At 71.1% G+C, this 14,218-nt stretch carries 7 protein-coding genes; all 7 read left to right on the forward strand.

The window, feature by feature from the left end; translation table 11 throughout:
- Positions 1-91 precede the first annotated feature (91 nt).
- The 7 genes from GTZ93_RS15070 (at position 92) to meaB (ending at position 14,158) form a co-directional block, all read left to right on the forward strand.
- Positions 92-1,336: an MdtA/MuxA family multidrug efflux RND transporter periplasmic adaptor subunit gene (locus tag GTZ93_RS15070; RefSeq protein ID WP_139916868.1), complete on the forward strand. Its 1,245-nt coding sequence runs from the start codon at positions 92-94 to the stop codon at positions 1,334-1,336.
- Positions 1,337-4,402 carry a multidrug efflux RND transporter permease subunit gene (locus tag GTZ93_RS15075; RefSeq protein ID WP_139916866.1) on the forward strand — a complete coding sequence of 1,022 codons (3,066 nt, stop codon included), beginning with the start codon at positions 1,337-1,339 and terminating at the stop codon, positions 4,400-4,402.
- A complete protein-coding gene (locus tag GTZ93_RS15080; RefSeq protein ID WP_139916864.1) occupies positions 4,399-7,503 on the forward strand; it encodes a multidrug efflux RND transporter permease subunit in 3,105 nt (1,034 codons plus the stop codon). The genes GTZ93_RS15075 and GTZ93_RS15080 overlap by 4 nt, the downstream gene beginning before the upstream one ends.
- A gap of 10 nt (positions 7,504-7,513) precedes the next feature.
- Positions 7,514-8,965 (forward strand): efflux transporter outer membrane subunit, encoded by a 1,452-nt coding sequence (locus tag GTZ93_RS15085; protein ID WP_139916862.1) that lies wholly within the window; start codon positions 7,514-7,516, stop codon positions 8,963-8,965.
- Positions 8,966-9,108: 143 nt separating this feature from the next.
- Entirely contained in the window at positions 9,109-10,992 is a 1,884-nt protein-coding gene (locus tag GTZ93_RS15090; protein WP_139916861.1) for a methylmalonyl-CoA mutase family protein, read from the forward strand.
- Entirely contained in the window at positions 10,992-13,178 is a 2,187-nt protein-coding gene (gene scpA, locus GTZ93_RS15095; protein WP_120574450.1) for a methylmalonyl-CoA mutase, read from the forward strand. The genes GTZ93_RS15090 and scpA overlap by 1 nt, the downstream gene beginning before the upstream one ends.
- A complete protein-coding gene (meaB, locus tag GTZ93_RS15100; RefSeq protein WP_139916859.1) occupies positions 13,175-14,158 on the forward strand; it encodes a methylmalonyl Co-A mutase-associated GTPase MeaB in 984 nt (327 codons plus the stop codon). The genes scpA and meaB overlap by 4 nt, the downstream gene beginning before the upstream one ends.
- The last annotated feature ends 60 nt before the right edge of the window (positions 14,159-14,218 follow it).

A 14,218-nucleotide genomic window follows, 5' to 3' on the forward strand; every position in this document is an offset into this window, starting at 1 on the left:
CGGACGGCTTGAGGACCCGCGTGTCCGGACACACGTTGGGAGGCCCTGAACCGCCGGCTCCTCCACGGTGGATCCCCTGGCGGTTCTTCGCATGCCCACGCCCCCTCCTCCCCATCACCGGCGCCCTCGCTGGGGGTGGCTGCTGCTGCTCGCGGGGCTCCTCGTGCTGTCCATCATCGTCGCGCGGAGGCTCGAGCATCCCCGGGGCTCCGGCCACGCGGCTGCTGACGGCGGCGCGGGCGCACAAGGCCATGGGGCACGGGGCCCCCAGTCCGTGGTCACGGCACGAGCGGGGACCCGGGATGTCCCCGTGTTCCTCACCGGCCTGGGCGCGGTGACGCCTACCGCCTCCGTCGCCGTGCACTCCCGGGTGGACGGTCAATTGATGCGAGTGGCCTTCCAGGAGGGCCAGAACGTCAAGGAAGGCGACCTGCTGGCTGAAATAGACCCGCGCCCCTTCCTCAGCCAGTTGGAACAGGTCCGGGGACAACTCGCCCGCGACAAGGCCGTGCTGGAGAACGCCCGCGTCGACCTGCGGCGCTACACCGCGCTGTTGGAGCAGGACTCCGTCGCCCGGCAGACGCTGGACACGCAGCGGGCCCTGGTGCGCCAGTACCAGGGCATCGTGAAGGCGGACCAGGGCGCCGTCGCCACCGCCGAGCTCAACCTGGCCTATACGCGCATCACGTCCCCGGTGGCCGGCCGCGTCGGCCTGCGGCTCGTGGACCCCGGCAACATCATCCACGCCGCGGATGCGACCGGGCTCGTCGTCGTCAACACCCTGCAACCCATCACGATGATCTTCTCCGTGCCCGAGGACCGCGTGCCGGAGGTCCTGGAGAAGCTCGACGCGCGCCAGCCCCTGGAGGTCCAGGCGCTCGACCGCACCCGGCAGCGGCTGCTCGACACCGGCACGCTGCTCACGGTGGACAACCAGGTGGACCCCAACACCGGCACCGTCCGGCTCAAGGCCACCTTCCCCAACCGCGAGTCGCGGCTGTTCCCCCAGCAGTTCGTCAACGCGCGGCTGCGGCTCGACCTCCTGCACGGCGCCACCGTCGTGCCCACCGCCTCGCTCCAGCACGGCGTCCAGGGCACCTTCGTCTACGTCGTCCAGGCGAACGACACCGTCGCCGTGCGCACGGTGATGACCGGCCCGGCGGACGGCGAGGACACCGTCGTCAGCCAGGGCCTGCGCCCGGGCGAAGAGGTGGTGGTGGAGGGCGCGGATCAACTCACCCACGGCGCCTCCATCCGGCGGCACGCGGCCACGCGGGGGCCTACCGCACCGGGCGTGGGTGGCAGCGGCACGGGCGCCGGGGACGGCGGGCGCTGAATGTCCGAGCCCTTCATCCTGCGGCCCGTCGCCACGTCGCTGCTGATGCTGGCCCTGCTGCTGGCGGGGGTGCTGTCGTACCGGCTGCTGCCCGTCTCCGCGCTGCCAGAGGTGAACTACCCCACCATCCAGGTCCTCACCTTCCAGCCCGGCGCGAGCCCGGAGGTGATGGCCTCCGGCGTCACCGCGCCGCTGGAGCGGCAGTTCGGGCAGATGCCCGGCCTCAACCAGATGACGTCGTCCAGCTCCAACGGCGCGTCCGTCATCACGCTCCAGTTCACGCTCCAGATGAGCCTGGACATCGCGGAGCAGCAGGTCCAGGCCGCCATCAACGCCGCGGCGAACCTGCTGCCCTCGGACCTGCCGAACCCGCCCATCTACAACAAGGTCAACCCGGCGGACACGCCGGTCATCACCCTGGCCCTCACCTCCGACACCGTGCCGCTGACGCGCGTGGAGGACCTGACCGACACGCGGCTGGCGCAGAAGCTGTCACAGCTCCCCGGCGTGGGGCTCGTGAGCATCAGCGGTGGCCAGCGCCCCGCCGTCCGCATCCAGGCGAACGGCCCCGCGCTCGCCGCGCACGGGCTGACGCTGGAGGACGTGCGCACCGCCGTCGCCGCCGCCAACGTCAACCTGCCCAAGGGCAGCTTCGACGGGCCCCGCCAGGCGTACACGCTCAACGCGAATGATCAGCGCCTGTCCAGCGGCGACTACGCCCCGCTCATCATCGCGTACCGAGACGGTGCACCCTTGCGCCTGTCCGACGTGGCCCACGTCTTCGACGGCGCGGAGAACGTCCGGCAGGCCGCGTGGGCCGGTACCACGCCCGCCGTCATCCTCAACGTGCAACGCCAGCCGGGCGCCAACGTCATCGCCGTCGTGGACAGCGTGCGCAAGCTGCTGCCCCAGCTCCAGGCCACCCTGCCCGCGCAGGTGAAGGTCACCGTCCTGAGCGACCGCACCACCACCATCCGCGCCTCCGTGAGCGACGTGCAGCGCGACCTGATGTTCTCCATCGCGCTGGTGGTGGGCGTCATCTTCGTGTTCCTGCGCAACGCCCCCGCCACCTTCATCCCCAGCGTCGCCGTGCCCCTGTCGCTCGTGGGCACCTTCGCGGCCATGTCGCTCCTGGGCTTCTCCCTCAACAACCTCACCCTGATGGCGCTCACCATCGCCACCGGCTTCGTCGTGGACGACGCCATCGTGATGATTGAGAACATCAGCCGCTACATCGAAGGCGGCACGCGCCCCCTGGACGCGGCGCTGAAGGGCTCCAAGCAGATTGGCTTCACCATCCTGTCGCTGACGGTGTCGCTCATCGCCGTGCTCATCCCCCTGCTCTTCATGGGGGACGTGGTGGGACGGCTGTTCCGCGAGTTCGCCATCACGCTCGCGGTGACCATCCTCCTGTCCGCCGTCGTGTCGCTGACGCTCACCCCCATGCTGTGCTCGCGGCTGCTGCGCCGCCACCCGACGGAGGAGGACAGCCGCTTCGAGCGCGTCGTGGGCGGCGCCTTCCGCGGGCTGGTCCAGCGCTACGACACCGCGCTCACCTGGGTGCTCCGCCACCGCGCGCTCACGCTCCTGATGGCGGCGGCCACGCTGGCGCTCACCGCGCTGTTGCTCGTCACCATCCCCAAGGGCTTCTTCCCCGTGCAGGACACCGGCGTCCTCCAGGGCATCTCCCAGGCGCCGCCATCCATCTCCTTCCCCGCCATGGCCGAGCGCCAGCAGGCCCTGGCCCGCGCCGTGCTGGAGGACCCCGCCGTGGAAGGTCTGTCGTCCTTCATCGGCGTGGACGGCACCAACCTCACGCAGAACAGCGGCCGGATGCTCATCACCCTCAAGCCGCTCTCGCGGAGGGACGCCTCCGCCACGGAGGTCATCCGCCGGCTCCAGGCGTCGCTGGTAGGCGTGCCGGGCATCTCCCTGTCGCTGTCGCCCGTGCAGGACCTGACGCTGGACAGCCGCGTGAGCCGCACGCAGTACCAGTACAGCCTGAGTTCTCCCGACGCCGCGGAGCTGGACACCTGGACGGGGCGGCTGGTGGAACACCTGCGCACGCGTCCGGAGCTGACGGACGTCGCCAGCGACCTCCAGAACGGCGGCCTGCGGCTGGACGTCACCCTGGACCGGGACACCGCCTCGCGGCTGGGCATCACGCCCCAGGATATCGACGACGCGCTCTATGACGCCTTCGGCCAGCGCCAGGTGTCCACCATCTTCACCCAGCTCAACCAGTACCGCGTGGTGCTGGAGGTGCTCCCGGCGCTCCAGCGCGTGGACACCGCCCTGGACAACCTCTACCTGCGCTCCTCGGCGGGAGGCCCGGTGCCGCTGGGCACGCTCGCCACCGTGAGCCGGAGCCAGGGCCCGCTCACCATCAACCGGCAGGGACAGTTCCCCGTCGCCATCGTCTCCTTCAACCCCGGCCCGGACATGTCGCTGTCCCAGGCGGTGGCCGCCTTCGACGGCGTGCGAGACCGGCTCCGGATTCCGGCCTCCGTCCAGACGGCCTTCGAAGGCACCGCGCGCACGTTCCAGGACTCGCTCGCCCACGAGGGCTTCCTGGTGCTCGCGGCGGTGGTGGTCGTCTACATCGTGCTGGGCGTCCTGTACGAATCGTACATCCACCCGCTCACCATCCTGTCCACGCTGCCGTCCGCGTGCCTGGGCGCGCTGCTCGCGCTGCGGCTGTGCGGGATGGAGCTGGGGATGATCGCCCTCATCGGCATCATCCTGCTCATCGGCATCGTGATGAAGAACGCCATCATGATGATCGACTTCGCGCTGGAGGCCGAGCGCGTGGAGAAGAAGCCCGCGCTCGACGCCATCCACGAGGCGTGCCTGCTGCGCTTCCGGCCCATCCTGATGACGACCATGGCGTCCATGCTGGGCGCCGTGCCGCTGGCGCTGGGCGGCGGCATCGGCTCGGAGCTGCGCCAGCCGCTGGGCATCGCCATCATCGGCGGGCTCATGGTCAGCCAGCTGCTGACCCTGTTCACCACGCCTGTCATCTACCTGGGCTTCGACGCCCTGGCGCACCGGCGGCGGCGGCCATGAACCCGTCCGCGCTCTTCATCCGACGCCCCGTCGCCACGTCCCTGCTGGCGGTGGGGCTGGCGCTGCTGGGAGCACTCGCGTTCAAGCTGCTGCCCGTGGCGCCGCTGCCGCAGGTGGAGTTCCCCACCATCAGCGTGCAGGCGCAGCTTCCGGGCGCCAGCCCCCAGACGATGGCCGCCTCCGTCGCGACGCCGCTGGAGCGACAGCTGGGCCGCATCGCGGGCATCACGCAGATGACGTCGTCCAGCAACCTGGGCTCCACCAGCATCGTCGTGCAGTTCGACCTGTCGAGGAACATCGACGGGGCCGCGCGCGACGTCCAGGCCGCCATCAACGCCGCCCGGAGCAACCTGCCCGCCAACCTGCCCAACAACCCCACCTACCGGAAGGTGAACCCCGCGGACGCGCCCATCATGCTCCTGGCGCTGACGTCCGAGCACAAGGGGCGCGGGCAGCTCTACGACGTCGCGTCCACCGTCCTCCAGCAGAAGGTCTCCCAGGTGAAGGGCGTGGGTCAGGTCTTCGTCGGCGGCGGCGCGCTGCCCGCCGTGCGCGCGGAGGTGAACCCCACCGCGCTGAACAAGTACGGCCTGGGGTTGGAGGCCGTCCGCACCGCGCTGGGCGCGCAGAACGCCAACCGCCCCAAGGGCCAGCTGGAGGACGGCCCCCTCGCGTACACCCTCACCGCCACGGACCAACTGCTGCGCGCGGAGCAGTACCGCCCGCTCATCCTCTCCTATTCGAACGGCGCGCCCGTGCGGCTCCAGGACGTGGCCCGGGTGACGGACGACGACGTGGAGGACGTGCACAGCCTGGGGCTCGCCAATGGCAAGCAAGCCGTCATCCTGGTCATCTTCAAGCAGCCGGGCGCGAACGTCATCGACACCGTGGACGCGCTCCGGGAGCGGCTGCCGTCGTTCCAGGCCACGCTCCCGGCGGACGTGGACCTCACGGTGATGATGGACCGCACCACCACCATCCGCGCCTCGCTGCGGGACGTGGAGGTGACGCTGCTCACGTCCATTGGCCTGGTCATCCTGGTGGTGTTCGCCTTCCTGGGCAACGCGCGCGCCACGCTCATCCCCAGCGTCGCCGTGCCGCTGTCGCTGCTGGGCACCTTCGCGGTGATGGTGCTGCTGGGCTTCAGCCTGGACAACCTGTCCATGATGGCGCTGACAATCTCCACCGGCTTCGTGGTGGATGACGCCATCGTCGTCCTGGAGGACATCGAGCGGCACATCGAGGACGGCCTCTCCCCGCTGGAGGCGGCGCTGCGCGGCGCGCGCGAGGTCGGCTTCACCGTGCTGTCGATGAGCCTCTCCCTCATCGCCGTGTTCATCCCGCTGCTGCTGATGCAGGGCATCGTGGGGCGGCTGTTCCGCGAGTTCGCCATCACGCTGTCGGTGGCCATCCTCATGTCGCTGGTCGTGTCGCTGACGGTGACGCCGGTCATGTGCTCGCGGCTGCTGCGCGCTCGGAAGCCGGGGCGGGCTCGCGCCTCGTTCCAGCCCTTCGAACGCTTACGCCGGGGCTACGCGCGCAGCCTGGCGTGGTCGCTGGAGCACCCGGGGCTCCTGCTCCTGCTCACCTTCGCGGCGGTCGCGCTCAGCGCGTACCTGTTCGTCGTGGTGCCCAAGGGCTTCTTCCCGCAGCAGGACACCGGCCGGCTCAGCGCCAGCATCCAGGCGGAGCAGGACATCTCGTTCGCAGCCATGCGCGAGAAGTTCACCGCCTACGTGAAGCTCATCGGGCAGGACCCGGCCGTGCAGGCGGTGGCGGGCTCCGTGGGCGGTGGCGGGCCGGGTGGTGGCTCCTCGAACGCGGGCACGCTCTACATCACGCTCAAGCCGCTGGAGGAGCGCAAGCTCAGCGCCGATGCCGTCATCGGGCGGCTGAGGGGGAAGCTCCAGGCCGTGCCCGGCGCGACCGTGTACCTCCAGTCCGCGCAGGACCTGGTCATTGGCGGGCGGCAGGGCAACGCGCAGTACCAGTACACCCTGTCCGCGGACTCACTGACCGAACTCGACCAGTGGGCGCCCCGCGTGCTGGAGCGCCTGAAGCAGGTGCCCGGCCTGCTGGACGTCAACAGCGACCAGCGCAGCCACGGCCTGGAGACGAACGTGGTGGTGGACCACGACACGGCGGCGCGCTTCGGGCTCACGGCGGCGCAAATCGACGACGTGCTCTACGACGCCTTCGGCCAGCGTCAGGTGTCCACGATGTACACCGGGCGCAACCAGTACCACGTGGTGATGGTGGTGCAGACGCCCTTCTGGCAGCGGCCGGAGAGCCTGAACGACATCTACGTGACGGGCGCCTCCGGGGCACAGGTGCCGCTGGCCGCGTTCGCGAGCTTCGAGCCCGCGAGCACGCTCCTGTCCGTCAACCACCAGGGCCAGTTCCCGTCCGCCACGATGTCCTTCAACCTGAAGCCGGGGACGTCCCTGGGCACCGTGGTGACGGAGATTGAAGCCGCCGTGCGCGGCCTGGGTCTGCCCGCGGACATGAGGGGCGACTTCAGCGGCGCGGCCCAGGCATTCCAGGCGTCGCTCGCGACGGAGCCGATGCTCATCGCCGCCGCGCTGTTCGCCGTCTACATCGTGCTGGGCATCCTCTACGAGAGCCTCATCCACCCGCTGACCATCCTGTCCACGCTTCCGTCGGCGGGGGTCGGCGCGCTGCTCGCGCTGCTGCTGTTCCGGCTGGACCTGTCCATCATCGCGCTCATCGGCATCATCCTGCTCATCGGCATCGTGAAGAAGAACGCCATCATGATGATCGACTTCGCGTTGGTGACGGAGCGCGAGGAGCAGCTCGGTTCGAAGGAGGCCATCTTCCGCGCCGCGCAGCTGCGCCTGCGCCCCATCCTGATGACGACGATGGCCGCGCTGCTGGGAGCGCTCCCCCTGGCGCTGGGCACGGGCGTGGGCTCCGAGCTGCGCAAGCCCCTGGGCATCGCCATCGCCGGAGGGCTGTGCGTGAGCCAGCTGCTCACGCTCTACACCACCCCGGTCATCTACATGACCCTGGACCGCCTGGGCCGGCGGGTGCGCCAGTGGCGGGAGCGCCGCTTCGCGCACCGCCGCCACGAAGGCGCCTGAGGAGCGAACGATGCGCCTTCGCCTCCACGCCACTTCATGGCTCGCCTGCGGACTGATGACCGCCTGCGCGGTGGGCCCGGACTACCACCGTCCCCGCGTCGCGGTGCCCCAGCACTTCAAGGAAGCCGCGGACGGCTGGAAGCCCGCCGAGCCCAATGACAGACACGACCGGGGCGCGTGGTGGAAGCGCTTCAAGGACCCGGAGCTGGACGCGCTGGAGGAACGCGTCGCCCGCGCAAACCAGACAGTGGCGGGCTATGAGGCCGCGTACCGCCGCGCCCGCGCGCTGGTGGCCGAGGCCCGCGCGTCGCTCTTCCCCACCTTGGGGGCGTCCGGGTCGCTGACGCGGGCGCGCGGCGCGGGGCGGAGCGCCAATACCCCTACCGGCACCAACGCCGGCGTGCCCACCGTGGGCAACGTCCAGGACCTGTCCCTGGACGCCACGTGGGAGCCGGACCTCTGGGGCCGCGTGCGCCGGCAGGTCGCGGGCGCGAAGGCCAACGCCCAGGCCGCCGGCTCCGACCTGGACAACGCGAAGCTGTCCGCCCACGCCATGCTCGCGCAGAGCTACTTCCAGCTCCGCGCGCTGGACGCCACGCAGCGTCTGCTGGACGGCGCCGTCGTGGGCTACCGCAAGTCCCTCCAGCTCACGCAGAACCGCTACGTGCAGGGCGTGGCGGCGCGGCCGGACGTGCTCCAGGCCCAGACGCAGCTGGCGCTGGCGCAGGCCGCCGCGACGGAGAACGAGATTGCCCGCGCGACCTACGAGCACGCCATCGCGGTCCTCGTGGGCGAGCCCGCGTCCAGCTTCGCCCTGCCCCGCGTGCCACTTGCCGCCACCCCGCCGCCCCTGCCATCGGAGCTCCCCTCCTCGCTCCTGGAGCGCCGGCCGGACATCGCCGCGGCCGAACGCCGGGCCGCCGCCGCCAACGAACAGATTGGCGTCGCCATCTCCGCGTGGTTCCCCTCCCTGAACCTGTCCGCGTCCGGCGGCTTCACCAGCGCAACCCTGGCCCAATGGTTCACGGCGCCCCACCTGGTGTGGTCCCTGGGGCCGCAGCTGGTGGCGACCCTCTTCGACGGCGGCCTCCGCGAGGCGCAGACGGAGGAGGCGCGCGCCTTCTACGCCCAGGGCGTCGCGGACTACCGGCAGACGGTGCTCGCCGCGTTCCAGGACGTGGAGGACCAGCTCGTGTCGCTGCGGGTGCTGGAGCAGGAGGCAGGGATTCAACAGGAGGCGGTCGGCTACGCGCGGCAGTCGCTGGAGGTGGTGATGAACCAGTACAAGGCCGGCACCGTGACGTACCTGGAGGTCGTCACCGCGCAGGCCACGCTCTACTCCGCCGAGCAGAAGCTGGCGGGCATCGCGGGACAGCGGATGGTGTCCGCGGTGGGGCTCATCAAGGCGCTGGGCGGCGGTTGGGACCCGCCCCCTCCTCCAGCCGACGGCACCTCCCGCTGATGAAGGGACGTGACCAGGCCAATCTGGTAGGCACACGTCGCATGACACGGCGCGTCCGTCAGGGGTCACGGGGCGGACGCCCGCACGCAGGCCCCGCCAGCCTTCCATTGCCCCGGGTAGGGCAATGCGCCTATGGGAGGGGCATGGCTGACGTGCCTCTTACCGCAGCGGACTTCCCGCCCCCTTCCGTCGAGGAGTGGCGCCGGCTGGTGGACAAGGACCTCAAGGGCAAGCCCTTCACGGTGCTCCAGTCGCCCCTGGAGGGTGGCCTGTCCCTCCAGCCCCTCTACACGCCCCAGGACGCCCCCGCGCCCTCGGAGCCACCCGGCGTCGCGCCCTACGTGCGCGGCACCCAACCCCTGGGCCACACCGAGGGTGGATGGCTCCTGTGCCAGGAGTACGCGGGCCCGGACGTGGCCGCGACCGCCGACGCGCTCCGCGACGACCTGGAGCGCGGCACGCAGGGTGTGTGGCTGCTGCTGGACGCGCCCCACGGCCTGGACGTGAAGGACGAGGCCACGCTGGAGCGGCTGCTCGCGCACGTGCCGCTGGAGCGCACGCCGGTGCACCTGGAGCCGACCGCGGACGTGCTGCGGCCCGCGTCCCTGCTCCTGGCGGTGCTGGCGAAGAAGGCCGGCGCCGCGAAGCAGGCCCTGCGCGGCAGCCTGGGCATCGACCCCATCGCGGCGCTCGCACGCCACGGCGCCGCGAAGGTGGACGTGGCCCGCACGCTGGCGGAGGCCGCGCCCCTCGTCACGTCGCTGCTCAAGGACGCGCCGGGCCTGCGTGCGCTGCTCGTGTCATCGCGCCCCTGGGCGGACGCGGGCGCCACGTCCGTGCATGAACTCGCGTGGAGCATCGCCACCGGCGTGGAGTACCTGCGCGAATTGGAGCGCGCGGGCGTGTCCCCGAGCGAGGCCGCGCGGTCCATGCAGTTCGCCCTGTCCGTGGGCGGCCAGTTCTTCCCCGAAATCGCCAAGCTGCGCGCGGCGCGGCTGCTCTGGTCCAAGGTCGTCGCCGCTTCGGGCGGCGCCCCGGAGTCGCAGGCCATGTCGCTGCACGCGCGCACGGCCAGCGCCACCAAGACGCGGCGCGACCCGTGGGTGAACATCCTGCGCGGCACCGCGGAGTCCTTCGCCGCCGTCGTCGCGGGCGCGGACAGCGTGAGCACCGCTCCCTTCGACGAGCCGCTGGGCACGCCCGACGAACAGGGCCGGCGCCTCGCGCGCAACACGCAGCTCATCCTGCGCGACGAGTCCAGCCTCAACCGCGTCGCGGACCCCGCGGGCGGCAGCTACTACCTGGAGCAGCTCACCGGGGAGCTGGCCCGCGCGGCCTGGACGGAGCTGCAACGCATTGAAGCGCTGGGCGGCATCTCCCGCGCCATCGCGCAGGGCGACGTGGCCAGCGTCCTCACGGAGACGCGCACCGCGCGCGACAAGGCCGTGCGCACGCGCAAGCTCCCCATCGTGGGCGTCAGCGAGTTCCCCCACCTCCACGAAGCCCCCGTGCAGCGCGAGGCCCGCGCCGCCATGCCCGCGCAGGGTGAAGGCATCATCGCGCCGCCTGTCCCGGTGCGCGTGTCCGAGGCCTTCGAGTCCCTGCGCGACGCGAGCGACCGCTACCACGCGGCGCACGGCGTCCGTCCTCGCGCCTTCATGGCGAACCTGGGCACCGTGGCGGAGCACACCGCGCGCTCCTCGTGGATCGCCAACGTGCTCGCCGTGGGCGGCATCGAGGCCAACGAGCACCACGGCTTCGCGGACGCGAACGCCGCCGCGGAGCTGTTCGCCAAGGCGGGCACTTCCCTCGCCGTCATCTCCGGCCCGGATGCCCTCTACCCGGAAGCCCTGCCCGCCTACGTCGCGGCCCTCAAGGCGAAGGGCGCTCGCACGGTCGCCGTCGCGGGCCGTCCCGGTGACCACGAGGCCGCCTTCCGCGCGGCCGGCGTGGACCTCTTCCTCTACGCGGGAGCGGACCTGTTCCAGCTCCTGAAGACGCTGCACACGCAACTGGGAGTGGCCTGATGCGCCCCACCGTTCCGGACTTCTCCCGCGTCGCCTTCGACGCCCCTGAAACCCAGACGCCCGCGCCCGTGCTGGAGCAGCAGCGCGCGCACGCGAGCCAGGCCACGGCCACCGCCGAACGCTGGGACACGCCCGAGGGCATCCCGGTGAAGCCGCTCTACACCCGCGAGGACCTGGAGGGCGTGGCGCACCTGGGCTCGCTGCCGGGCCTGCCTCCGTTCGTGCGCGGCCCCTACTCCACCATGTACGTGCAGCAGCCGTGGACGGTGCGCCAGTACGCGGGCTTCTCCACGGCGGAGGCGTCCAACGCCTTCTACCGCCGCAACCTCGCGGCCGGTCAGAAGGGCCTGTCCATCGCGTTCGACCTGGCCACGCACCGGGGCTACGACAGCGACCACCCGCGCGTCGCGGGTGACGTGGGCATGGCGGGCGTCGCCATCGACTCCATCAAGGACATGCGCATCCTGTTCGACCGCATCCCGCTCGACCAGATGAGCGTGTCGATGACGATGAACGGCGCCGTCCTCCCCGTGCTCGCGCTCTACGTGGTCGCGGCCGAGGAACAGGGCGTGAAGCCCGAGCAGCTCAGCGGGACCATCCAGAACGACATCCTCAAGGAGTTCATGGTCCGCAACACGTACATCTATCCGCCCGGCCCCTCGATGCGAATCATCGGGGACATCTTCAAGTTCACGGCGGAGCGGATGCCGCGCTTCAACAGCATCAGCATCAGCGGCTACCACATGCAGGAAGCCGGCGCGACGCAGGACCTGGAGCTGGGCTACACGCTCGCGGACGGCGTGGAGTACGTGCGCGCGGGCCTCGCCGCGGGCCTGGGCGTGGACGCGTTCGCCCCGCGCCTGTCGTTCTTCTGGGCCATTGGGATGAACTTCTTCATGGAGGTGGCCAAGATGCGCGCGGCCCGCCTCCTCTGGGCCCGCCTCATCAAGGGCTTCAACCCCAAGAGCGACAAGAGCCTGGCGCTGCGCACCCATTGCCAGACGTCCGGCTGGAGCCTCACCGCGCAGGACGTCTACAACAACGTCGTGCGCACCTGCGTGGAGGCCATGGCCGCGACGCAGGGCCACACCCAGAGCCTGCACACCAACTCGCTGGACGAGGCCATCGCGCTGCCCACGGACTTCAGCGCGCGCATCGCCCGCAACACCCAGCTCTATCTCCAGTTGGAGAGCGGCACCACGCGCGTCATCGACCCGTGGGGCGGCAGCTACTACGTGGAGCGCCTCACCCACGAGCTGGCCCAGAAGGCCTGGGCCCACATCCAGGAAGTGGAGGCGCTGGGCGGCATGACCAAGGCCATCGACGCGGGCCTGCCCAAGCTGCGCATCGAAGAGGCCGCCGCGCGCACGCAGGCGCGCATCGACTCCGGACGCCAGGCCATCATCGGCGTGAACAAGTACCCGCCGGAGCGCGCGGACAACATTGAAATCCTCAAGGTGGACAACTCCGCCGTGCGCGAGGCGCAGATTGCCCGCCTGCGCGAGCTGCGCGCGGAGCGCAACGCGGAAGACGTCCGCCGCCGCCTGGACGCGCTCACCGAAGCGGGCCGCCGCAACGAGGGCAACCTGCTGGCGCTGGCCATCGACGCGGCGCGGGCGAAGGCCACCGTGGGCGAAATCAGCGACGCCCTGGAGAAGGTCTTCGGGCGCTACGAGGCCACCGTGCGCGGGGTGACGGGCGTGTATTCAGCGGAAGCCGGACAGGCGCAGGGCATCGCGGAAGCGCGGGCGAAGGCGGATGACTTCCTGGCGCGCTTCGGCCGCCGGCCGCGCATCCTCATCGCGAAGATGGGCCAGGACGGCCACGACCGTGGGCAGAAGGTCATCGCCACCGCGTTCGCGGACCTGGGCTTCGACGTGGACATTGGCCCGCTGTTCCAGACGCCGGAGGAATCCGCGCGCCAGGCGGTGGAGAACGACGTGCACGTGGTGGGCGCGTCGTCGCTCGCCGCGGGCCACCTCACGCTGGTGCCGCAGCTCAAGCACGCCCTCAAGGCCCTGGGCCGCGAGGACATCATGGTCGTGGTGGGCGGCGTCATCCCGCCGCAGGACTACGACGCGCTTCGCGCCGCGGGCGCCGCCGCCATCTTCGGCCCGGGCACCGTCATCTCGAAGGCCGCCATCGAGTTGCTCGACAAGCTGGCCGCCGAGCAGGAGGCGGCGTGAAGCTGCTGCCCGCGGACACCTACGTGGACGGCGTGCGCGCGGGCGACAGGGCGGTGCTCGCGCGCGCCATCACGCTGGTGGAGAGCGAGCACCCGAAGCACGCCGCGCTCGCGCAGGAGGTGCTGACGAAGCTCTTGCCCTACACCGGCAAGAGCCGCCGCGTGGGCATCAGCGGCGTGCCGGGCGTGGGCAAGAGCACCTTCATCGACGCGCTGGGCATGCACCTGGTGGGCGGCGGCAAGAAGGTGGCGGTGCTCGCCATCGACCCGTCCAGCAGCATCACGGGCGGCAGCATCCTGGGCGACAAGACGCGCATGTACCGGCTGGCGCGTGAGTTGGCTGCGTACATCCGCCCCAGCCCCTCCAGCGGCACGCTGGGCGGCGTCGCGCGCAAGACACGGGAGACGCTGCTGCTCTGCGAGGCCGCCGGCTTCGACGTGGTGCTGGTGGAGACCGTGGGCGTGGGCCAGTCCGAGACGGTGGTCGCGGACCTGGTGGACTTCTACCTGGTGCTGATGCTCGCGGGCGCCGGTGACGAACTGCAGGGCATCAAGCGCGGCATCCTCGAAGTCGCGGACATGGTGGCCATCAACAAGGCGGACGGCGACAACCTGCCGCGCGCCACGCGGGCCCGCGCGGAGTACCGCGCCGCCCTGCACCTGATGCGTCCCGGCGCGGAGCCGGTGGTCACCACGTGCAGCGCCATGGAGGGCACCGGCATCGACACGCTGTGGGCCTCCGTGGAGGACGTCGTCGCCAAGCGAGAATCCTCCGGCGAGCTGCTGCACCGGCGCACCCAGCAGCAGGTGGGCTGGATGTGGGCCATGGTGCACGACGGCCTGCGAGCAGCCCTGCGGGCGCACCCCGAGGTGGCCGCCCTGGTGCCGGTCCTGGAGCAGGCCGTACGCGAAGGCCGCGCGACGCCCACCTCCGCCGCACTGCGTGTGCTGGGGGCATTCCTGCCGCAATCGCAGGCCTGACAAGGCGCGTCGTCCAACGGCCAACGCCTGTCTCAATCGCTTGCCGGGCCTGCACTGCAC

The sequence above is a fragment of the Corallococcus exiguus genome (genome assembly GCF_009909105.1).
In the GTDB taxonomy this organism is placed as follows: domain Bacteria; phylum Myxococcota; class Myxococcia; order Myxococcales; family Myxococcaceae; genus Corallococcus; species Corallococcus exiguus.

Bases quoted from the DNA above. Each gene is read 5' to 3' on its own strand.
- GTZ93_RS15085 (WP_139916862.1), top strand. From the start codon at position 7,514: ATGCGCCTTCGCCTCCACGCCACTTCATGGCTCGCCTGCGGACTGATG.
- GTZ93_RS15090 (WP_139916861.1), top strand. From the start codon at position 9,109: ATGGCTGACGTGCCTCTTACCGCAGCGGACTTCCCGCCCCCTTCCGTC.
- GTZ93_RS15075 (WP_139916866.1), top strand. From the start codon at position 1,337: ATGTCCGAGCCCTTCATCCTGCGGCCCGTCGCCACGTCGCTGCTGATG.
- scpA (WP_120574450.1), top strand. From the start codon at position 10,992: ATGCGCCCCACCGTTCCGGACTTCTCCCGCGTCGCCTTCGACGCCCCT.
- GTZ93_RS15080 (WP_139916864.1), top strand. From the start codon at position 4,399: ATGAACCCGTCCGCGCTCTTCATCCGACGCCCCGTCGCCACGTCCCTG.
- GTZ93_RS15070 (WP_139916868.1), top strand. From the start codon at position 92: ATGCCCACGCCCCCTCCTCCCCATCACCGGCGCCCTCGCTGGGGGTGG.